This is a genomic window from Vibrio pomeroyi (genome assembly GCF_024347595.1).
Taxonomy (GTDB): domain Bacteria; phylum Pseudomonadota; class Gammaproteobacteria; order Enterobacterales; family Vibrionaceae; genus Vibrio; species Vibrio pomeroyi.
Window position 1 is genome coordinate 2515167 of record NZ_AP025506.1, and the last position, 23111, is coordinate 2538277.

Here is a 23111-nt window from a genome sequence, read left to right on the forward strand (position 1 = left end):
TATGTAAATTCTTAAAGAAGCTGTTACTTCTTCAAGCTTTTTAAAACATCAAATGGATTCGGCTTTTTATCTTCCTCAATTTCTTCAGGAAGTTCGCCAAACACCAAATTATTTGAGTTAACGCTACAGTCCGCATCGTCGTGCATTGCTATTTGTGGCAATCCAAGGATGAACTCGTCTTCAACTAATTGAATCAGGTCTAACTCACCGTACTCGTTCAGATCTACCAAATCGTACTCTTCCGGTGCTTCCTCTTCACTTTTCTCGCTGTAAACAGGAGTATAAGTAAATTGGACATCGCACTCATGTGCGAAAACCTCATTACAACGTTGACACTCTAAATCGACTTCGACGTTAGCTTTACCAGAGATAACGACTAATCGTTGTTCATCAAGCCCAAATGACATTGAGACTTGCGCGTCACGTTTTACGCCTTCAGTTGCTTCAGTTAAACGCTTTAAAAGACTGACTTGAATGATGCCATTCATATCCAGTCGTTTTTGAGCCGTTCTTGCCGGATCAACTGTACGCGGTATTTTTTCCTTTTGCATAGGGCGCGAATCTTATCTTCCAAATCATGTTTAGTCAAAGGAAATGGCAAAAAAAATGTACTTTCCTGCCTTTCCTATTCAGAGCATTATGAATAGCAGGACAAGTTACGTTATCCTGAGATAAATGCTTCCTTGAATTGTAAATTAAAATGAGAAATTACCAACTAGTTTTAGCCTCTACATCACCATTTAGGCAAGAGATCCTCAAAAAACTACAGTTAAGCTTCATTACCGCCAAACCAGACTGCGATGAAACGCCACTTTCAAATGAGACGCCTCAACAGTTAGTCATGCGCCTTGCTGAGACCAAAGCTAAGTCTTGCGCGGTCGAGCAACCGAGCTTGGTGATTGGCTCTGATCAAGTTTGTGTGATTGATGGAGAGATCATTGGTAAGCCACATACTCGTGAAAAAGCAATTGAACAGTTATCCCGTCAAAGCGGCAAGAGCATCACTTTCTATACTGGCCTTTCTGTTTGGAACAGCGAGACCAACAAAGCTGACACGCGTCTCGACACCTTCATCGTTCATTTCCGTGATTTAACCAAACAACAGATCATCTCTTACGTTGAGAAAGAAGAGCCTTATTACTGCGCGGGCAGTTTTATGTGCGAAGGGTTAGGTATTGCATTATTTAAACAGATGGAAGGCAAAGATCCGAACACCTTGATTGGCCTGCCACTGATCGACTTGGTCAATATGCTCGAAGTACAAGGAATGAGTGTGCTTTAACTGGCGCTTGTCACACTTACAGAGATTCCCTACTCCTTCCTTCGTCAGTCTAGGGAATGACGAAGACTAATGATTGTTACAGTCCCGAGGGCTTTTTCTTTATTCAGTCATTAATAATGCAATGTGTCGTCATCCTCAAGAGCGAGGCACGAGCGAGTTGGGGATCTTCTACAGTAGGCACAAACAAAAAAGGTTGACGATATTCGTCAACCTTTACCATTTTCATATAGCTGAGAGTAAATCCCGAAAGAATTCTCCCTTTCGTATCTCGTAACTTTTTAGATCTTACGCAATCCGGTCAGTGCTTTTTCAAGTCTCGTTTCCATTGGTGCAGAGATATCCATCTTCTCTTCACTACCTGGGTGCGTGAACTTAATGTTTGCTGCGTGTAGGAACAAACGATCCAAGCCAACCTTACCCGTGTAAGCATCAAAACGACGATCACCGTAGCGATCATCCCAAGCGATTGGGTGGCCAGTATATTGAGTGTGCACACGGATTTGGTGTGTACGCCCCGTAATTGGACTTGCTTGAACTAACGTCGCATCTTTGAATTTTTCTAAAACTCTAAAGCGCGTCTCAGAGGCTTTACCATTCGGGTTCACACGAACAATGCTGTTCACTTCGTTTTTCAATAATGGAGCGTTAACAACCTTACAGCTGTTCTTCCATTCGCCCATGACTAAAGCGAAGTAATATTTTTGAACCGTTTTTTCACGGAACTGTGCTTGAAGGTGTCTTAGCGCCGAGCGCTTCTTAGCAACAAGCAAAATGCCAGATGTATCTCTATCAATACGATGCACTAACTCTAGAAAACGAGCATCAGGACGAAGTGCACGCAATGCTTCGATTGCGCCAAACTTCAACCCACTGCCACCATGAACAGCAGTGCCCGAAGGTTTGTTTAGAATCAGCATGTGATCATCTTCATAAATGATGCACTGTTCTAATTCTGAAACCTTGTTGAGTTTCGTGCTTGGCACGTTCTCTTCAGTTTTCTCTTCAATCGTGACTGGCGGGATACGAACTAAATCACCAGCTTTTAGTTTGTACTCAGCCTTGATGCGTTTTTTATTTACGCGGACTTCGCCTTTACGCACGATTCGGTAAATCATGCTTTTCGGGATGTTTTTTAATTGGTTGCGTAAGAAGTTATCAATACGCTGACCAGCCATATCTTCGTCAATGTCGACAAATTGGACTTGGGTTCTAATTTCGCTCATTGGGCTATTGTATCACTGTCACTTTTGATAATTGAGATTTTCTTAGCTCGATTCCGAACTTATTTATCCATAATCCCTACCGATCTATCCTCAAATGCTCGTTGAAGTTCTATATTTCTTTGATTCTTCGAACAAAAAAGCACCAAGATTCCTGCAAATTAAAATATCAATTGATAAATTATTTATAGACAGTGAGTTAGAGCTATCAAAACCCAAACAAAAACTGTTTTTTTTACAGCATTCCGACAAAGCAGATTGCTGTGTTTACCGACCGCTGCTATAGTTCACAGCTGCTATCAGTGGTTTGACTATTATTTAAACAGCTAACCATTCATAAGCAAGTAAATGAGTAGATAACTCAGATTAGACAGTGCTGCAATCGGCGTAAGACACGGTCAACTGAGTTCCTTATCGCTCTACTCACGTACGCTCATGTTGAGTATTCACCGCCACATCGCGGATCATAGGCTAACTCCCTATGATGACTGACGTGCCCCAGAGCATCCCTCTCCAGCCGGGAGGCTGCACCGATAAAGCCATGGGATCTGGCACCATGAGAAACGAAATAAAGCGATAAGAACAATGATGAAAATAAGAAAAGACAATGAGAATTTCTAAATGAAAAGAATGTTAATTAACGCAACTCAAAAAGAAGAGTTGCGTGTCGCTTTGGTTGATGGCCAGCGACTGTTCGATCTAGATATCGAAAGTCCAGGTCACGAGTCAAAAAAAGCGAATATCTACAAAGGACGTATTACCCGTATTGAGCCAAGCCTAGAAGCGGCATTTGTTGATTACGGCGCAGAACGTCACGGTTTCCTCCCTCTTAAAGAAATTGCCCGCGAATACTTCCCTGAAGGTTATACATACCAAGGCCGTCCTAGCATTAAAGAAGTGCTAAAAGAAGGCCAAGAAGTAATCGTACAAGTAGAGAAAGAAGAACGTGGTAGCAAAGGTGCTGCACTGACAACTTTCATCTCTTTGGCGGGTAGCTACTTAGTTTTGATGCCTAATAACCCTCGTGCTGGCGGTATTTCTCGTCGTATCGAAGGTGATGAGCGCACTCAACTGAAAGCAGCATTAAGCACTCTTGAGCTTCCTCAAGGTATGGGCTTAATCGTGCGTACAGCAGGTGTTGGCAAAAGTGCAGAAGAGTTAGAGTGGGACCTGAATGTTCTATTGAATCACTGGGGCGCTATCAAGCAAGCTTCTGATTCAAATGCAGCTCCTTTCCTAATTCACCAAGAAAGTAACGTTATCGTTCGCGCGATTCGTGACTACCTACGTCGTGACATCGGCGAGATTCTAATCGACAGCAACACTATTTTTGAACGTGCACAAGCGCACATTCAATTAATACGCCCAGATTTCATGAATCGCGTTAAGAAATACGATGGTGAAGTGCCACTATTCAGCCATTACCAGATTGAAAGCCAGATCGAATCAGCTTTCCAACGTGAAGTTCGTCTTCCATCTGGTGGTTCTATCGTAATCGACCCAACAGAAGCTCTAACTTCTATCGATATCAACTCTGCTCGTGCAACAAAGGGCGGCGATATCGAAGAAACAGCGCTAAACACTAACCTAGAAGCAGCGGATGAAATTGCACGTCAATTACGTCTACGTGACCTAGGTGGTCTTGTTGTTATCGACTTCATCGATATGACTCCGGTTCGCCACCAACGCGAAGTAGAAAGCCGTCTACGTGATGCCGTTCGTTTAGATCGTGCACGTGTTCAGATTGGTCGTATTTCTCGCTTTGGTCTTCTAGAGATGTCTCGTCAACGTTTGAGCCCATCACTAGCGGAAGCAAGCCACCACATTTGTCCTCGTTGTACAGGTACTGGTGTTGTTCGTGATAACGAATCTCTAGCACTGTCTGTTCTACGTTTGATCGAAGAAGAAGCTCTAAAAGACAACACAGCGCAAGTGCTTGCTGTTGTGCCTGTGCCAATCGCTTCTTACCTTCTGAACGAAAAACGTCGCTCAGTAAACCACATCGAGAAGAACCAAGAAGTTAAGATCACTGTTGTTCCTAACTCAGACATGGAAACACCACACTTTGAGGTTATCCGTGTTCGTGAAGGCGAAGAGTTCGATCTACTGTCTTACCTACTTCCTAAGAAGCTAGACGCTCTTAAAGAAGCAGAAAGCAAAGAACCAGCAGAACAGACTATTCGTCCTAAGAAGATCGAAGAGCCAGCTCTGAAAGGTTTCGCAGCCCCTGCTCAATCAGCACCAACTCCTGCTCCAGCACCTAAAGCTGTAGAAGAGAAGAAAGCTGAGCCAGCAGCGACTCAAGAACCAGGTCTAATTGGTCGTTTCTTCAAAGCTATCGGTAGCTTCTTATTCGGCTCTTCAACTCAAGAAGAGAAGAAAGAAGAAGAGAAGAAAGAAGAAGAAAAACCTAAGAACAATCGCAACAACGGCAACCGTCAACGCCGTGATCGTAACGATAACCGTCGTCGCAACCAACGTGGTGAGCGTGGTGACAATCGTAACGAAAACCGTGACAACAAGCGCCGTCGTAAGCCAGCTCGTGACGAGAAGCCTGAAGAGCAGAAAGAAGCAGCTCCACAGCAAAATCGTCAACCTCGCAAGCCTAAGCAAGATCGTCGCAACAAGCCACGTGATGAGCAGAAGCAACGCGAAGAGCAAGTTCCTTCTAAGCTAGCAGAAGAAGGTCTACAGCTAGCGGCAGAAGCTCAAGCTGATAAGCCAGAAGCGCCTAAAGCTAAGCCTGAAGCGAAAGCAGCTAAGATCAAAGAGCGTCGTCAACGTCGTAAACTGAACAAGCAAGTTCGTGTTAAAGACCAACAAGCTCAAGCTGAAGACAACGCGTCAAAAGAACAAGCTGTTTCGAAAGAACAATCAGTCGCTCAAGAGCAAAAAGTTGCGGAACAAGTAGAAGCAACTCAAGCAAATGCTGAGCAAACTGAACAGGAAGAGCCGAAGCAACGTCGTAACCGTCGTTCTCCACGTCACCTACGTGCAAGTGGTCAACGTCGTCGTCGCGGTCGTGATCGTCGCCCTAACCCATTCCGCCTACGTAAAGGTGGTGTAGCTTCTCCAGAGATGGCTATGGGTAAAGTGATGCCTCGCTTCATTCCAAAACCTCACCACAAACAGGCAAAACCTGAAGTGGCTGAAGTTCAAGTAGCAGTTGAAACTCAAGTTTCTGTTAAAGAACAAGAGCAAAACGTAGCTCAAGAGACGGCTCCACAAAGCAACGTAGCAATGGCAGGCGGCTTTGCATGTCCTGAACTGGCTATGGGCAAAGTGATTATCCGTCGCGAAGACGCTGCTGTTGAAGCTCAAGTAGCTGAGACTCCTGCTGTAGTTGAAGAAGCTCCAGTGGTTGCTGAAGTGAAAGTTGAGGCTCCTGTCGTTGAAACTGCAGTAGTTGAAGCACCTGTTGAGACTGTGAAAGCAGAGGAAGCGGTTGTTGAAGCACCAGCAGTTGAAACTGAAGCGCCTGTCGTTGAACCAACAGCAGTTGAAGCGCCTAAAGCTGAAAGTGTGAAAGTTGAAGAAGCTCCGGTGGTAGAAACACCAGTTTCAGAAGCAGCACCAAAAGCGGCAGTTGCTAAGAAACAAGCGGGTTCGCCAATGACTAAAGCTCCTGGTCCTCAAGAGATCAAAGAGATTGAAGTTGTTGCTGCTCCATTCCGTACTGAGCGTTTTGTACCGAAAGGTGCAGGCAGTCAAGCAGCGTCAAACAAAGCTGGCGCAGGCATGACTAAGCCAAACTACTAGCGTTTACTGCTAAGTAATCACTAGAAAATCGAATCAAAGGCTGCTTATTAAAGCAGCCTTTTTCATATCTGCTAATCGAATAAAAATTAATAGATATATTACTCAAAGTTAGGTTCAACCTTGAACTTAATCACATTTTTGGGTAGCATTCGCGCACTTATCTTTTCGACACTTCGCTATTGCCGCTCTTTTCAATCACCGTTTGGCTACGCAATACACTCGTGTCGGGTAAATCCATCTAAAGCATAGCTGAGCAAACATGTTCGAATTCCCACAATTTTCAAAGCACTCTGTAAAGAATGATGTGCTTTCAGGTCTTACAGTAGCCCTAGCTCTAGTACCTGAAGCCGTAGCATTCGCCTTTGTTGCAGGCGTTGACCCAATGGTTGGTCTTTACGCAGCATTCATCATAGGTTTAATTACTTCTGTCTTCGGCGGTCGTCCAGGTATGATTTCTGGTGCAACTGGCGCAATGGCTGTTGTAATGGTGAGCCTAGTAGCAACCCATGGCGTTCAATACCTATTTGCGGCAGTTATGCTAGCCGGCCTTCTGCAAATTGCAGCGGGTGTATTTAAGCTAGGTAAATTCATCCGTATCGTTCCGCACCCAGTAATGATTGGTTTCGTGAACGGTTTAGCGATCGTTATCTTCCTAGCACAGCTTGGACAATTTAAAGCACCAGACGTAACAGGTGCGCTAACTTGGTTACCAAGCGGTCAAATGACACTGATGTTAGGCCTTGTAGCTCTGACTATGGCAATCATCCACTTCCTACCTAAACTAACAACAGCGGTACCATCGTCATTGGTTGCTATTGTTACGGTAACGGCTTTGGTTGTTGGCCTTGACCTAGAAACTCGTACTGTTGTCGATTTCTTGCGCACTATGTCTGGTGACGAAGCAGCAACACTAGCGGGCTCTCTACCAACATTCTCTATTCCAGCAGTACCATTTAGCCTAGAAACGCTATACATCATCCTGCCTTACGCAGTGATTCTGGCAGCGATTGGTCTAATCGAATCACTATTGACGCTTACCGTACTAGACGAAATGACAAACACTCGTGGTCAATCTAACCGTGAATGTGTTGGTCAAGGTATGGCAAACGTGACGTGTTCAGTATTTGGCGCGATGGGTGGTTGTGCGATGATCGGTCAATCGATGATCAACGTAAACTCAGGTGGTCGTGGTCGTCTTTCTGGTATCGTTGCTGCCGTTGCACTACTGATGTTCATCCTATTCGGCTCTGCACTTATCGAGATGATTCCTCTAGCAGCGCTAGTGGGTGTAATGTTCATGGTTGTAATTGGTACATTCGAATGGGCAACCTTCAAGCTTGCACGTCGCGTACCTAAGCAAGACTTCTTCGTTATCGTTCTGGTTACGGTTGTAACTGTAATGACAGACCTAGCGGTTGCTGTATTTGTAGGTGTAATTGCATCTGCACTAATGTTTGCATGGCAACATGCTAAGCATATCTACGCAGACACATCGGTAAACGACAAAGGCTCTAAAGAGTACAAAGTTAATGGCCCAATCTTCTTTGGTTCAACGGCTAACTTCCTAGAGTTGTTTGACGCATACAACGATCCACAAGATGTTATCGTTGATTTCGCAAACTCACGCGTTACCGACCACTCAGCTATTGAAGCGATTGATACTATTGCAGAGCGTTACGCAGCACTAGGTAAAACGCTTCACCTTCGCCACCTAAGCCAAGACTGTGTTGCTATGCTGCACAAAGCCGGTAGCTTAGTTGAAGCGAACGTTGCAGAAGACCCAATCTACAAAGTAATGTCTAAGTAATCTTAGGCAGAACGTAAAGCTAGATTTAAAAGGCCGACATTAAATGTCGGCCTTTTTTATACGTCGTATTTAGTCACTAGGCAGTAAAGCACTGAACATAGCTTTGATGTTAAATAGACCGGAGTATTGCATCACTAGACTCTTCAATTAAATCCAAAACCAGCTCAAAACCATCGCCCTCTCCATAATATGGATCCGGAACCTCTTGATAGTCCGATTCTCCAAAACTCAAAAATAACGCAAGCTTGTATTGCAGATGCGCTGGGCACTGACTCATTAAGTCATCTAAATTGGCCTTATCTGCCGCGAGTATCAGGTCAAACTCTTCGAAGTCATTCATGACGACTTTACGAGAGGTAATGCCCTTGAAGCTGTAGCCTCGCTTCTCGCCAGCTGCCTTTGAACGCGAATCCGGTGGGTTTCCTTGATGGAAACCAATCGTCCCCGCAGAGTCGACTACAACATCAATATCTAGCTGTTGCGCTTTCTCTCTGAGTACCGCCTCACCTGTTGGCGAGCGACAAATATTCCCCATGCAAACCACGAGTATCTTTTTCATCCGTAATCACCTGTTCTTCCGATGGTTTTTGCTATCGTTAAGTTAGGCTATGATAGACGCAATCACAACTTAAAAGGATTTGTTATGTCGACCGAAGACAGCAAAGAACAACGTCATAAAGCAAGACAACAGAAAGTAAAAGAACAAGTCGACGCACGTGTGGCTGCAGCACAAGAAGTCAAAGGCCTATTATTGGTGATCACTGGTAACGGTAAAGGTAAGTCGACATCAGGTTTCGGCACCATTACTCGCGCTGTGGGTCACGGTAAGAAATGTGCCGTTGCTCAGTTTGTTAAAGGCACTTGGGATAACGGCGAAAAAAACGTTCTGCAAAAGCTCGATGTCGAGTTCCAAGTGATGGGCACAGGTTTTACTTGGGAAACTCAGAACAAAGCGCAAGATATTGAAGCCGCGCAGCGTGTATGGAAAGAGTGTCAGCGCATGCTAGCTGACGAGTCGATTGATGTGATTCTGTTTGATGAGCTGACTTACATGGTCAGCTACGGTTACATCGAACTCGATGAAGTAGTTGAGGCGTTGAATAACCGTCCGAAGATGCAGTCTGTAATCATTACAGGCCGTGGCGCGCACCGTACTCTTACAGAGATGGCAGATACTGTATCTGAAGTTCGTAACGTGAAACACGCTTTCGAATCTGGTGTTAAAGCGCTACAAGGCGTGGATTGGTAATAGTCTTCAACTAGAGATCCCCGACTCGGTCATTCTTCCCTCTCGAGGATGACGACCACTAGGCCGTTACGCTCTTGAACAAAGGACGACGGACGACGGCCTATCGTCATTCCCTAGAGCGAGGAACGAGTACCATAGTGAATCTCTCTTTAAGATTATCTAAACCAAAATAAAAAGCGCCATTCCTATAACAGGAATGGCGCTTTATTCTTTTTCAAATGAGATGAAGACTAGTTAAACAAACCTTTTAGTAGGCCGTTTACTGCATCTCTTGTTTTCTCATCTTTGATCTTGTCACCGTACTTTTCGTCTAGCTTTTCTAAACCACGATCAATTTCTTTCTGTGCTTTCTGTTTCAATACATCATCAAAAACAAGTGCAAATTTCGGGTCTGCCCACTGGCCAGTTACCTTAGTTGGGATAGTCACATCTTTCAGGTCATCAATGCTCTTACCACCCTGACCTTCTAACGAACCAACGATCGACGTTCTTACTAGGAAGTCTACAGTCTCATTAATGAAGTTCGCTTTACCTTGGCCAGTAACGCGCAGTAGTGGTGACTGTGCCGATAAGTCGTTGGTTGAAACCCAACCTTTGTCGACCTTCAGCGTCGCTTTCATTGCACTGAAGTCCGTTTTTTGAGCTTCATTTGTGCTTTCAACTTTCTCGCCTTTGATCTTCGCGTAATTCTCACGAATCAATTGCGCAACGTTGATACCGTTAACCGCACCATCTTCAAAGTTAATCGCGATAGTACCGACTAGGTTCTTCTTAATACCCGTCGGAGTCAGGCTCTTACCTTTCACGTTAACATCGATATTACCGGTACCTTCCAGCATATCGTTATCTGCAACATCAACCAGTAACGGCTGAACTTTCACGCCTTTGATTTTCTTCTTAGCTGTGTAAGTCGCTGGTGTTTTACGTGCATCTAACTTAGCTGTTGCAGAAATAGAGCCTTGGTAAAGGTTCGATGTGAATGAGGTAAGTTCTGCGATACCGCGGTTAACCGAGAATGCTGTTTTAACATTCTGCATTTTCGCATTGCTCGCCTTGAACTTATCAATCGTGATATCACCTTTAACGTCTAACGTTTTCAGTGCCGACAGATCAGGTTCTACTTCTTTCGCAGGTTCAGAGCTACCTGAGTTTGACGTTGAACCACCAGCAGACTCAGAAGGAGCCGTGCTCGCCGTTCCTGTTGTGTTACCTAAGCCTAAGAACTCATCAAGGTCGATGTTCGGACTATGAAGGGAGAAACGAACCTTTGGAATTTCAGACAGGGTTACGTCAGCTTTACCATCTAGCGCGATCGAGTTTGCTTGTAGCTTCTCTAACACGAAGCTCAAGTGGCTCTTAGTTAGGTCAAAGCTCAAATCAGACAACATATCGACTTTCATTGGTGATTGCGGAAGCGTGTCACCTTTGAATGTTGAGTCAAGCGTTAGCTTATTCAGTGTCACTTTTGAAATCGCGCTATCAACAGTTAACTCACCGCCACCTTTCAGGTCTAGGTCAAGACCCGCAGCTTTACCTACCACAGCGTAAGTCAGTTGGTTCACCTTATCGAATTCAAACGTATCCAAGCCAATCTTCGCTGAGTCAATCGACGTTGCTGGATCATTGAATTTCGCATTGAGGTCAATATTGCGTAGTGCGTAACTTGCGAAACCTTCCGCTAGTTTAAATTCAGCACTGCCGTTTGCAGAGAATTTCTGTTGATTGTTTTCACCAGAAGCAGCGAAAGTTGCCGTTGTCCATGTATCCACAGCAAATTCAGATAAATTCAAAGACACATCGTACAACTTAGTGAATGAACCCGCTTGCTTGTCGTCCATTTCAAACAGTGCGTTTGAGACAGTGACACCTGCAAGGTTAATCGTCCAACCAGATGCTTCCGTTGCACTTTGTTCTTGAGGTGCTGGAGCTGATTCAGGGGTTGTGTCTGCAACAGCAGTCTCAGATTCTTGAGGCGCTGAGGCTTGTGTTAACGCATCGATGTTCTTACGACCATCTTTAAGCGTTTCTAAATAGAACTCTGCACCGTCTAGAGTGATGTTGCCGATCTCTAGTTGGTTGCTAAACAGCGGAGTAACCGAAACATCAACGCCAACGGTATCAACCTTGAATAGGTTCGGTTGGGTGAACCCTTCTGGGTTACGTAATTCAGTTTGACCAAGTTCAAAGCCAATAGATGGGAAGAATTGCCAGCTGATATCGCCCTCGATCACTAGCTCTAGGCCTGTGTGTTTTTGGGCTTGTTCGACAATTAATGGCTTAAATTTGTTGGGATTCACTAACAGCACTAGTGCCAGAATTGCTGCAATAACAACAAACACTGGTACAGCTATGAAAATGAGTAGTTTCTTCATCCGCATATTCCTTGCTTAGATTCCAAAAGAAAGTGGCACTATAAAAGTGCCACTGATTCGGTAAAAAATAAAGCTAAGTGAGTCACTTAGGCAAATTTTTATTCGATTAAGACTTCAACAACTTCGCAATGTGGGCTTTTAGCACATCAATCGCAATACGGTTTTTACCACCACGAGGAACGATGATGTCTGCATGTTGTTTTGAAGGCTCGATAAACTGCATGAACATTGGACGTACCGTTTCTTGGTATTGCTTAAGTACTGTGTCCATTGTACGACCACGCTCTTCCACATCACGCTTAACACGGCGTAGTAGACAGATGTCTAACGGTGTATCCATAAACACGCTTGCGTGCATTAGTTTACGAAGACGCGGGTCTGTAAGAAGCAGAATACCTTCTAAAATGATCACTTTCTTAGGAGTAAGTGTAGTCGTTTCAGAAGTACGTGTGTGCTCTGTGTAGCTGTATTCAGGAACTTCTACGGCATTGCCACTCATTAGCTGCTGTAGATGTTCACATAAAAGGTCATGATCTAGTGCATTTGGGTGATCGTAGTTAGTTTTAACTCGCTCTTCCATACTCAAGTGGCTTTGGTCGCTGTAATAGCAATCTTCCGTGATAACACCAATTTGATGGTCGCCTACTTTTTCGCGCAGCTCATTATAAATCGTACTAGCAATCAGACTTTTTCCTGAAGCTGAAGCGCCAGCGATACCTACGATGACACATTGATTATTATCAGACATTATTTTGCACCCGATATGGTTTGGTGGTGGGAATAGATAAACCGCCTGATTATAGGGGCTAAAGCACATAGATTCTAGTCACCATTTTAGCTAATTGCAGTCAAATTGATGATCTCAATACATTTACTTAAGACAATCGTTTGCTTTCAAATAACTTGCCTACAACTATTTGCACAAGCCCAATGGATATTGGATTAAATCCACCGCTGTTTATCTAATCCAAACAATATTTAAACGACTTTGTGATTAACTTGCGCTATTCAACTATATATTCGCTATTCAATCATAGAAAAGTTAATCGCCTCTGGTCTCGCCTTGCCCGTCCAAAACATCTTCGCAGCCACATTCTCTGCAAGCTCTAAATAGTGACGAGTATGTTCGCTATCAGGGCGACGAACGACTGTCGGGCAACCAGCATCGATGTCTTCACGAACGTCAATGTGCAGTGGAATTTGCGCTAAGATATCGAGGTAAAACTCTTCTGACATCGCTTCTGCACCACCCGCACCAAAGATATGCTCTTTCTCACCACAGTGACTACAGATATGGTAGCTCATGTTTTCAACTAAGCCCGCAACTGGCACGCTCACTTTATCAAACATCGCAACACCTTTACGTGCGTCTGCTAATGCCAAATCTTGAGGAGTAGTAACAACAACCGCGCCTGTTACTGGGATTTGCTGAGATAGAGTTAACTGAATATCACCCGTACCCGGTGGCATGTCGATAACTAGGTAATCCAACTCTGGCCATACGGTTTCGTTAACAAGCTGACCTAAAGCCTTGGCCGCCATTGGGCCACGCCAAATTGCAGCATCATCTTTCGAAACAAGGTAACCGATAGAGTGAGTGAAAATGCCGTGCGCTTCGATTGGCATCATCCACTTGTTATTCTGGACTTCTGGTTTCGCATCTAATTGGCCAAGCATCATAGGTACAGAAGGGCCATAGATATCGGCATCCAATAAACCCACTTTTGAACCAGACTTAGATAAAGCCAGAGCAAGGTTGACTGAAGTCGTCGATTTCCCCACCCCACCCTTTGCAGACGTCACGGCGATGATGTTCTTCACGCCCTTCAATGGTGTCGCTACTGTCGTTTCTAACGCAGATGGCTTCACCTTCACTTCAAATTGGAAAGCACTCACAAGCTTTTGCTCAATTTGGGCATTAATCCAATCTTCAAGATCAACAGCAAGCTGGTTAGCCGCGAAAGGCAAGGTAATAACAAATGATCCTCGGGGATCAACAGAGACGATGTTTTGGTGTAGCGCCCACTCTGGGATGAGGATTGGTGACTCAAACTCATTCAACCATGAACAGAAATCTTGCTTCGAAGTAAAGTTACGCATTGGGGCTCCTTTTTTTATTTATGCTATCACCCACGAGATGAAGACTGAACCCCTAAAAAACTAGGGGAATCCTTTGTCTGATACCTTGGCGTATCACACGTTATAAAGTAGTATTACCTCTCAAATTTATACCTATCAAAAAAGCGAATTATTAAGTATGGCAACTGATCCAAGACAACTTTTGGTAACTTGTGCGCTTCCGTACGCTAACGGCTCTATTCACCTTGGCCATATGCTTGAGCATATCCAAGCTGATATCTGGGTTCGATACCAGCGTCTACGTGGCAACACTGTAAACTTCATCTGTGCTGACGATGCTCACGGCACGCCAATTATGCTTAAAGCTCAACAGATGGGTATCACACCAGAAGAGATGATCGCTGCTGTTAGTGAAGAGCACCAAAAAGACTTCGCTGGCTTTGATATCAGCTTTGATAACTACCACAGCACACACAGCGAAGAGAACCGTGAACTGGCTTCTCACATCTACCTAGAACTTAAAAAGAACGGCTTCATTTCTAGCCGTACTATTTCTCAGCTTTTCGATCCTGAGAAAGAGATGTTCTTACCAGACCGCTTCGTAAAAGGTACTTGCCCTAAGTGTAAGTCAGAAGACCAGTACGGTGATAACTGTGATAACTGTGGTGAGACATACAGCCCAACTGAACTGATTAACCCTAAATCAGCGGTTTCTGGCGCAACTCCAGTAATGAAAGACTCTGAGCACTTCTTCTTCGACCTACCTCAGTTCGAAAGCATGCTTAAAGAGTGGACTCGTTCTGGCTCTCTACAGAACGAAACTGCAAACAAAATGCAGGAATGGTTCGAGTCTGGCCTACAACAGTGGGATATCTCACGTGACGCACCTTACTTCGGCTTCGAAATCCCAGGCGAAAAAGACAAGTTCTTCTACGTATGGCTAGATGCACCTGTTGGCTACATGGCTTCTTTCAAGAACCTATGTGACAAGCGTGACGACCTAAACTTCGACGAATACTGGAAGAAAGACAGCACTGCTGAACTTTACCACTTCATCGGTAAAGACATCGTTTACTTCCACAGCCTATTCTGGCCAGCAATGCTAGACGGCGCGGGGTTCCGTAAGCCAAACAACGTATTCGTACACGGTTACGTAACTGTGAACGGCGCGAAGATGTCTAAGTCGAAAGGCACATTCATCAAAGCAAGCACGTACCTAAACCACCTAGACCCTGAGTGTTTACGTTACTACTACGCTGCTAAGTTAAACAGCCGTATCGATGATTTAGACCTTAACCTTGAAGACTTCACTCAACGTGTAAACGCTGATGTAGTAAACAAGATTGTTAACCTAGCTTCGCGTAACGCTGGCTTCATCACTAAGCGTTTTGAAGGCAAGCTTTCTGCTGAATTTGCAGAACCAGAACTTTACAACGAATTCGTTGCTGCTGCTGATCGTATTGGTGAGCTATACGAAACTCGTGAGTTCAGCCGCGCTATCCGTGAAATTACTGCACTAGCAGACAAAGCTAACCAGTACATCGATGAGAAAGCACCTTGGGTTCTTGCAAAAGAAGAAGGTAAAGAGAAAGAGCTTCAAGAAGTTTCTTCTGTTGGTATCAACCTATTCCGCGTACTAATGGCTTACCTGAAACCAGTTATGCCTGAGCTTGCGGCTCGCACTGAAGCTTTCCTAAACGAAGAGCTAACGTGGGAAGGTGTTGCATCGCCGCTAACTGATCACGAAATCACTAAGTTCAAAGCGCTATTTAGCCGTATTGACCCTAAGAAAGTGGAAGCGATGATCGAGTCTTCTAAAGAAGATGCAGCCGCTGAAGCAGCAGCAAAAGAAAAAGCAGACGCAGAGAAAGAGCAAGCAAGCCAAACTGAGCTAGACAAAGAGCCAATCGCAGATGAGATTGAGTTTGATGCCTTTGCTGCAGTTGATATGCGTATTGCTCGTATCATCTCTTGTGAAGAAGTACCAAAAGCGAACAAACTACTGAAATTCCAATTGGACATCGGTGGTGAAACGCGCCAAGTATTCTCTGGCATCAAATCAGCATACAAACCTGAAGAGCTAGAAGGCAAGCTAACTGTTATGGTAGCAAACCTAAAACCTCGTAAGATGAAGTTTGGTATGTCTGAAGGTATGATCCTAGCAGCTGGCCCTGGCGGCAGCGACCTATGGATCCTTGAGCCACACGAAGGTGCTCAACCTGGTATGCGTGTAATGTAATTCTGACTTCAGTCAGATAGACAACACTCATAGCAAAATCCCTAATGCACTTTTAGCTTGAAAGAGCTAACCAGCATTGGGGATTTTTTATATCTACCGAAAATAGGCGTTCTCTGTTAGAGTCGCCGTCAACTATGCTAAGTAAAGTATGAAATGGTTTATGAATGGCAAAGCGCCATTTGAATCCACTTTACTCTCTAAACCTCTTTAGGACACCTCAGTGACTAACAATGAAATCTTGCGTCGTATTCAGCACGCACTAAACCTTAAAAATGCACAAATCATCAAAGCTATCGAACAAGCTGATGTGACTGTTGCTCATGACCAAGTGATTAACTGGCTGAAAGACGACAATGACAAGTCATGCTCTAAGATGAAAGATAAAGAGCTAGCGGTATTCCTAAATGGTTTCATCAACCTGAAGCGTGGTAAAAAAGAAGGTGCTCAGCCTAAACCTGAGGTAGCACTGACAAACAACATGATTTTCATGAAGCTACGTATCGCGTTAAACATGAAAGCAGAAGATGTGCTAGACGTGTTAGAAGTGGTTGGCGTAAGTCTAAGTAAATATGAGATTGGTGCCTACTTCCGTAAGCCAGAGAACAAAAACTACAAAGTGTGTGAAGACCAATTACTTTGCGACTTCCTAAATGGCGTTCAGTTTACTAACCGCCCTGACTCAGAAGAGTTTGCAGGTTAAAAACAACCTACTGGTAAACTAGCCAGATTCTTTATAAATAAAAAGCGGCGAGATAATTGAATTATCTCGCCGCTTTTTTTGTTCTTTCTTTAACGCTATTTAGTTAGCCCAAAAGATTAGCTGTCGTCTTCAGTGAAGTTCGTTGGCAGCGTTGTTTTCATTTCGTTCCAAACCTGCGCGCTTGCGATACCGTAATTACGGATCACCAATGGCAAGTTTTCACGTTGGCCGCTCTCACAGATAACGAACAACTCTTTATAGAAGTCCATCGCTAAACGTCGTGCTTCTGGGTTAGAGAAGTAGTAGCTACCAATACGATCATACAGTTTACGTACACCGTTGAAGATCAGGCCGTAAATTTGGTTGCCTGAATGGAATGCTAAACGTTGGAAAAGCATGTAATCGTAGAAGTTGAAAGTCTTCGCGATTAAGATCGTCTGACGTTTCGCTTCATCTTTCTCTGAATCTTCTTTTACTGCTTGCTTGATCTTGTCAGCGTATGGCGATGATTCTAAGAACTCATCCCATGTTGGTGCCGCAAGTAGCGCTTCACAAGATTCAATCACGTTACTAATAGTGCGCTCTGAAGCTTCTTTGTTTGCTTTGAATGCATAACGCATAAAGATCGGGCTGATATTAGTACGAGCAGCAAGTAAGTCTTCTACCATCTTGCTTGCGTTATCAACGTCCAACGTCATTAGCGTATCTAGGATGTGAAGACCTGATGTCTCCATAAACTGGTTAACTTTGGTTGGTTTGCCGTGTTGGATTGTCAACCAACCATCACGAGCAAGACGTTGAAGTACTTCACGAAGCGTAGTACGTGTAACACCAATTAGCTCAGAAAGCTCACGCTCTGCTGGCAAGATAGAACCTGGAGGGAAACGGCCATTCCAAATACTTTCAATGATATACTTTTCTGCAAATCCTGCCGGGCTCTTCGCCTTAATGACCATCTACACTTCAATCCAATTTAATTATTCTGTTCTAATTTACTCATCATACCACTAGTTAACACCTAGCGGAAACACCCTCAAAAATTTTACTCACTCAAAACATCAGTAGAGTTAAAACTCTAAAGTTCAGCACACGTTTGCACTCTAGGTTTAGAAAGCAAGCGACTATAAATCACTATTTCAACAAATCATTAACACAACAAATTTTCTTTAAAATCAATGAGATTGGTCATAATTTTAAAGCCATTAAATTGCAATATTAAGTTGTAATAATCATATATAAACCGTCTTTATTCTGTAAATTTCAATCATTTCGCTGAAATATTGATTCTAGTCGGTTTTTATCACATTTTAAGTGGTATGCTTCCGCTACTTTGATCGCGTTTCTCAACAAAAAAGAGGTATTTTTAGTGCTACAGGGCTTTTCCTGTTGACTAAATGTTATCTAAGAGTAGAGTTGCGCTCAAAAATAAGCAGTGCTTGAGTTTCTAAGGGAGTGACTTGGCAAGACCACAGAACATTACATGGAATGTAGTTTTTCTAAGTCACTGTTAGTTATAGTTTTTAACAATTTCTATAGCTCGATTCTCAAAATGTTGTATTGCTTGTCTATTCATAATCAACATAAAAGAGTATTAACATGCCGATGTCTCTCGGAAACGCTTTTATCAAGAACTTCCTTGGTAAAGCTCCTGATTGGTATAAACTTGCCATCATTTCCTTTTTAATCATCAACCCGTTTGTTTTCTTCCTAGTTGACCCATTTGTTGCGGGCTGGCTATTGGTGGTTGAGTTTATTTTCACTCTAGCTATGGCTCTCAAATGCTACCCTCTTCAACCGGGTGGTCTATTAGCTATTCAAGCAGTCGCCATTGGCATGACCAAACCAGAAATGGTTTATCACGAGCTGCAAGCAAACCTTCCTGTATTACTCTTGCTCGTATTCATGGTTGCTGGCATTTACTTCATGAAAGAACTGCTTTTGTTCATTTTCACGAAGATCTTGCTTGGTATCCAATCTAAAATTTTACTCTCTGTTGCTTTCTGTGTTGCTGCCGCTTTCTTATCAGCATTCCTAGATGCACTAACAGTAATCGCCGTAGTTATTAGCGTTGCGGTCGGCTTCTACTCTATTTATCACAAAGTTGCATCGGGTAAAGGCACAACGTCTGCACACGACCATACGCATGATGAAGAGATCTCTGAGCTAACTCGTGATGACTTAGAAAACTACCGTGCTTTCCTACGTTCACTGCTTATGCACGCTGGTGTTGGTACAGCACTGGGTGGTGTAATGACCATGGTAGGTGAACCACAAAACTTGGTAATTGCTAAACAAGCAGGCTGGGAATTCGGTGAGTTTATTATCCGCATGCTGCCAGTTACACTGCCTGTTTTCTTCTGCGGTATTGTGACTTGTGCGCTAGTAGAAAAATTCAAAGTATTTGGTTACGGTTCTGAGCTGCCAACGAATGTTCGCCAAATCTTGGTTGAGTTCGACAACAAAGAACGCGCAAACCGCACCAAGCAAGACGTAGCAAAACTATGGGTTCAAAGTGCCATTGCAGTTTGGCTTATTGTTGGCCTTGCACTTCACGTTGCTGAAGTAGGTTTGATTGGTCTTTCTGTGATCATCTTAGCAACAGCATTTACGGGTGTTATTGAAGAGCACTCTATGGGTAAAGCATTTGAAGAAGCGCTACCATTTACTGCACTTCTTGCCGTTTTCTTCGCTGTTGTTGCTGTAATCATCGACCAAGCTCTATTTAAGCCAGTAATCGATGCTGTACTTCATGTTGAAGACAAAGGCGCACAACTCGCTCTCTTCTATGTTGCCAACGGTATTCTATCGATGGTTTCAGATAACGTATTCGTAGGTACGGTTTACATCAACGAAGTGAAAACTGCATTAGTGGAAGGCATCATCACCCGTGACCAATTCGACCTACTTGCTGTTGCTATCAACACAGGTACTAACCTACCTTCTGTTGCGACGCCAAACGGCCAGGCTGCATTCCTATTCCTATTAACATCAGCACTTGCTCCGTTAATTCGACTATCTTACGGCCGCATGGTTCTCATGGCTCTGCCATACACCATCGTGTTAGCACTGGTTGGCCTTGCTGGTATCGTGTTCTTCGTAGAACCGATGACAGCATGGTTCTATGATGCAGGTTGGATCATTCAGCGCACTGGTGAAGTTGTTGCTCCAGTTATCTCTGGCGGTCACTAATCTGACTTTGTGTTGTAAAGCACAATAAGTGTATCTAACTAATCAAAAATATTAGTTGATTAGGAAACTTATCCAAGATAAAAAGCTCTGAGTAATCAGGGCTTTTTTATTTTATAGACAGGATTCAATTCGTGAACTTTTTAGCAATGATCAAAGACTTCTCTAAGGGACGTTTATCTTGGCTTTTACTGCTGGCTTTTATTGTCTTTTTTGAAGCGTGCGCTCTCTTCTTCCAACACGTGATGATGCTTGGTCCTTGTGTGATGTGTATCTATGAGCGCGTTGCTATGCTCGCTATCGGTGTCGCTGCCATGATTGGTGCTATTGCCCCGAATAACCCAATATCACGTTGGTTAGGCCTTGCTGGTTGGGGATTTGGCGCATACAAAGGTTTGATGCTTGCTTTAGAGCACGTCGATTACCAATTCAATCCGTCTCCTTTCGCAACCTGCGACTTATTCGTCACCTTCCCTAGCTGGGCGCCTTTAAACCAATGGGCTCCGTGGATGTTTGAAGCTTACGGCGATTGCAGCAAGGTGGTGTGGCAGTTCTTTGATCTTTCTATGCCGCAGTGGTTAGTGATTATATTCGCAGGTAACTTGGTTGCTTTCGGTATTGTGGTTATTTCTCAATTTGTTAAGTCGAAAAACGACTAACAGTAAGCCGTTGAAACTTGGACAACAAAAAAGTCGACCATGAGGTCGACTTTTTATTACTTAAGCTTTTGAACATATAAAGAGAGTCTGTTACTGACTCAAGTAATGTTCATCAACAAACTGCGATTAGCTGTTTTTACCACAACATTGTTTGAACTTTTTACCACTTTCACATGGGCAAGCATCGTTGCGGCCGATATCTTTAAATGGATTCACGCTCTGCGATTTATTACCGAGCATCGCCTCATCAGCCGCCATTGCCACTTCTGAGATCATCAGATCGACCTGACCCACTAAATCGGCAAGCGATGGCGGGGTTTGAAGCCCAGCCGCTACCATTTGTTGTTGAGTTTGCTCTTCATCAATCGCTAACATTAATGTCGTCAACAGAGCTTGCAGCATGCGCAGAGTGCCGTCCGCAACCGTAATGCTTTGCCACTGTTCTTCCACTGTCGGCCAAACCATCATAAAACCTTCCGCAAAATCTGCGAACTGCTCATTGAAGTCACCTTCTGTAAACACATCAGTCAGTAAGTATTCACTACGCTGAATCAGGTTGTGCTGGCGATTAATCTGTTCCGTCACTAATGTTACAAGCTCTTTGCCCGCTTCAGGAGCTACGATAGCAATCCACTCTTCAGGATCGAGCGGCTTTGTCGCTAAGTTAGACGCAAGGATAGCACCTTCGATAAACTGCGGCGTAATGTCTGAAATAGATTCTGGTAGGCTTAATAATTGATATGTCATGAAAGCTCTGGATATTTGGGCATTTTCGATATTATAACGTTATCCCCGCTAAGATGTCGCCAACCACTTCCCTCTGTTTTCTAACCGATAACGATACGCAAACCATTGCTATTCAGATATTGGCGAGATTTCACTTATTTCGCTTTGATAATCAGAACCTTGGGTGTAAAACGCTACCATAAACATTTAGTTACATTTAGGCGTTGTCAACATGAAATCAAAATCCCAAGGTTTTACATTACTCGAACTTGTCGTTGTGATCGTTATTCTAGGAATATTGGCAGTGACCGCTGCACCTCGATTTCTTGGTGTTCAGAGAGACGCTCATGAAGCATTAGCACAAGGCGCATTTGCTGCGTTCAGAAACAGCATTGATATGTACCATTCTCAATGGCTTGTTGATGGAGAGCCCGGCTTTGATCAAGTGGTGAATTACGGTCAGGGTGACATTTATCCTTCTTCTTCAGGGTTTCCATTCGCCGTTGGTAATGCTCCAGTCAGCGCTGGTGTAGGATTATCTGGTGACGACTGTGTTGAGCTTTGGAATGCACTAATGACTACTGACCTAACAATAAGAGCCCATGGAAGTTCCGTTTTTCCATCTGAAGAGAATATCGTCGGCTGGTATACTGCAGATCCAAGCTGCTATTACTATTACACGAGTGGTTTTTCATTTGGCGAAGATATCCCGAGACTCAACTACTTCCCACTAACCGGAGAAGTAACCATTACAGCAGATAGTCCGAGCTCATAGTGACAATCCTGTAAGCACACCGTACAATCACGCCTCTTAATTTCAGGACAGAGATGTTTCGGTAGATCAGCATGCGAGTAATACTTGGCCCGATGGAGGGCGTTCTAGACCACCTAATGCGTGAAATTCTCACAGAGATCAATGATTACGATCTCTGTGTCACTGAATTTGTCCGCGTTACGGATCAATTACTGCCACCGCATGTATTCCACCGCTTGTGTCCAGAACTCCACCAAGGCTCACAAACCATGGCTGGTGTTCCTGTTCACGTTCAACTGCTTGGACAACACCCCAAATGGATGGCAGAGAACGCTATCCAAGCTGCAAGCCTTGGTGCGAAAGGTATCGACCTTAACTTTGGTTGCCCAGCAAAAGCGGTAAACAAAAGTAACGGTGGTGCGTCTCTGTTGAAAGAACCAGAGCTTATCTACCAAGTAGTCAAAGCAACTCGAGAAGCCGTGCCTGCACATATTCCTGTTTCCGCGAAGATTCGCTTAGGTTGGGAGCACCCAGATGAGTGCTTTGAGATTGTCGATGCTATTGAACAAGCAAAAGCCGACGAACTGACTGTGCATGCTAGAACCAAAACCGGTGGTTACAAGGCCAGTGAAATCAAATGGGATTACATCAATCAAATCCGTCAGAAAACCTCTCTGCCGTTGATTGCAAATGGTGAGATCTGGAATTACCAAGATGGTCAAAATTGTATCAAAACCACAGGCATTGATTCATTAATGGTATGTCGTGGTGCATTCAATGTTCCAAACCTTGGTAACGTCGTTAAACACAACCACCAGCCAATGCCTTGGCAACAAGTGATTGCACTGCTGCTGCGTTACTCTGAGTTTGAAATTGAGGGTGATAAAGGTCTGTATTATCCGAACCGCGTAAAACAGTGGTTTGTGTATCTACGCAAAGAATACCCGGAAGCTGAAGAGCTATTTCGTGAGATCAGAACCTATAAAAAAGCGGCTCCGATTGTCGAGCAGATTAAACGTTATCAAGAGCAATACTGCCAACCTGTTTAAATCTCCAAACAAGTTGGCTGTTCCCGCCTT

18 protein-coding genes are annotated in these 23111 nt (G+C 44.0%); 10 read left to right on the forward strand and 8 right to left on the reverse strand.

Features of this window, described 5'->3' with window-relative positions; translation table 11 throughout:
* Positions 1-23: 23 nt before the first annotated feature.
* On the reverse strand, positions 24-551 hold the full coding sequence (yceD, locus tag OCV12_RS10970; protein WP_017630536.1) for a 23S rRNA accumulation protein YceD: 528 nt from the start codon (positions 549-551) through the stop codon (positions 24-26).
* A 149-nt stretch (positions 552-700) separates the two neighbouring features.
* Between yceD and OCV12_RS10975 the strand changes: the two genes are divergently transcribed.
* Positions 701-1282 carry a Maf family protein gene (locus OCV12_RS10975; protein WP_261884658.1) on the forward strand — a complete coding sequence of 194 codons (582 nt, stop codon included), beginning with the start codon at positions 701-703 and terminating at the stop codon, positions 1280-1282.
* A gap of 278 nt (positions 1283-1560) precedes the next feature.
* Here OCV12_RS10975 and rluC read toward each other — a convergent pair whose 3' ends face one another.
* Positions 1561-2505, reverse strand: coding sequence for a 23S rRNA pseudouridine(955/2504/2580) synthase RluC (gene rluC, locus OCV12_RS10980; protein WP_261884659.1), 945 nt, complete (start codon positions 2503-2505; stop codon positions 1561-1563).
* A gap of 618 nt (positions 2506-3123) precedes the next feature.
* Here rluC and rne point away from each other — a divergent pair.
* Both rne and OCV12_RS10990 read left to right on the forward strand, forming a co-directional pair.
* Entirely contained in the window at positions 3124-6261 is a 3138-nt protein-coding gene (rne, locus tag OCV12_RS10985; RefSeq protein WP_261884660.1) for a ribonuclease E, read from the forward strand.
* Positions 6262-6520: 259 nt separating this feature from the next.
* Positions 6521-8068, forward strand: coding sequence for a SulP family inorganic anion transporter (locus tag OCV12_RS10990; RefSeq protein ID WP_261884661.1), 1548 nt, complete (start codon positions 6521-6523; stop codon positions 8066-8068).
* A gap of 109 nt (positions 8069-8177) precedes the next feature.
* Here the strand turns inward: OCV12_RS10990 and OCV12_RS10995 are convergent, their stop codons facing one another.
* Entirely contained in the window at positions 8178-8627 is a 450-nt protein-coding gene (locus OCV12_RS10995) for a low molecular weight protein-tyrosine-phosphatase (protein WP_261884662.1), read from the reverse strand.
* Between the two features lie 84 nt (positions 8628-8711).
* On the opposite strand from OCV12_RS10995, the gene cobO reads away from it, so the two are divergent.
* A complete protein-coding gene (cobO, locus tag OCV12_RS11000) occupies positions 8712-9317 on the forward strand; it encodes a cob(I)yrinic acid a,c-diamide adenosyltransferase (RefSeq protein WP_261884663.1) in 606 nt (201 codons plus the stop codon).
* A 230-nt stretch (positions 9318-9547) separates the two neighbouring features.
* On the opposite strand, the gene OCV12_RS11005 is transcribed toward cobO, so the two are convergent.
* From OCV12_RS11005 to apbC, 3 genes are all read right to left on the reverse strand, one after another.
* A complete protein-coding gene (locus tag OCV12_RS11005) occupies positions 9548-11689 on the reverse strand; it encodes an AsmA family protein (RefSeq protein WP_261884664.1) in 2142 nt (713 codons plus the stop codon).
* 106 nt (positions 11690-11795) lie between these two features.
* Positions 11796-12437: a uridine kinase gene (gene udk, locus OCV12_RS11010; RefSeq protein WP_004734002.1), complete on the reverse strand. Its 642-nt coding sequence runs from the start codon at positions 12435-12437 to the stop codon at positions 11796-11798.
* Positions 12438-12712: 275 nt separating this feature from the next.
* Entirely contained in the window at positions 12713-13789 is a 1077-nt protein-coding gene (apbC, locus tag OCV12_RS11015) for an iron-sulfur cluster carrier protein ApbC (RefSeq protein ID WP_261884665.1), read from the reverse strand.
* A gap of 157 nt (positions 13790-13946) precedes the next feature.
* Here apbC and metG point away from each other — a divergent pair, with 157 nt between their 5' ends.
* Positions 13947-16007 carry a methionine--tRNA ligase gene (gene metG / locus OCV12_RS11020; protein ID WP_261884666.1) on the forward strand — a complete coding sequence of 687 codons (2061 nt, stop codon included), beginning with the start codon at positions 13947-13949 and terminating at the stop codon, positions 16005-16007.
* Positions 16008-16227: 220 nt separating this feature from the next.
* Positions 16228-16707, forward strand: a complete 480-nt coding sequence (locus OCV12_RS11025) for a YehS family protein (RefSeq protein WP_176680183.1) — start codon at positions 16228-16230, stop codon at positions 16705-16707.
* Positions 16708-16823: 116 nt separating this feature from the next.
* On the opposite strand, the gene fadR is transcribed toward OCV12_RS11025, so the two are convergent.
* Entirely contained in the window at positions 16824-17663 is an 840-nt protein-coding gene (gene fadR, locus OCV12_RS11030; protein ID WP_019823572.1) for a fatty acid metabolism transcriptional regulator FadR, read from the reverse strand.
* A 640-nt stretch (positions 17664-18303) separates the two neighbouring features.
* Here fadR and nhaB point away from each other — a divergent pair.
* Positions 18304-19896, forward strand: a complete 1593-nt coding sequence (gene nhaB / locus OCV12_RS11035; protein WP_261884667.1) for a Na(+)/H(+) antiporter NhaB — start codon at positions 18304-18306, stop codon at positions 19894-19896.
* A gap of 146 nt (positions 19897-20042) precedes the next feature.
* On the forward strand, positions 20043-20552 hold the full coding sequence (gene dsbB / locus OCV12_RS11040; RefSeq protein ID WP_026084412.1) for a disulfide bond formation protein DsbB: 510 nt from the start codon (positions 20043-20045) through the stop codon (positions 20550-20552).
* 126 nt (positions 20553-20678) lie between these two features.
* Here the strand turns inward: dsbB and OCV12_RS11045 are convergent, their stop codons facing one another.
* Positions 20679-21299, reverse strand: coding sequence for a YecA family protein (locus tag OCV12_RS11045; RefSeq protein ID WP_261884668.1), 621 nt, complete (start codon positions 21297-21299; stop codon positions 20679-20681).
* 211 nt (positions 21300-21510) lie between these two features.
* Here OCV12_RS11045 and OCV12_RS11050 point away from each other — a divergent pair, with 211 nt between their 5' ends.
* Positions 21511-22053 (forward strand): type II secretion system protein, encoded by a 543-nt coding sequence (locus OCV12_RS11050; protein ID WP_261884669.1) that lies wholly within the window; start codon positions 21511-21513, stop codon positions 22051-22053.
* Between the two features lie 71 nt (positions 22054-22124).
* Positions 22125-23081 (forward strand): tRNA dihydrouridine(16) synthase DusC, encoded by a 957-nt coding sequence (dusC, locus tag OCV12_RS11055; protein WP_261884670.1) that lies wholly within the window; start codon positions 22125-22127, stop codon positions 23079-23081.
* Positions 23082-23111: the final 30 nt, after the last annotated feature.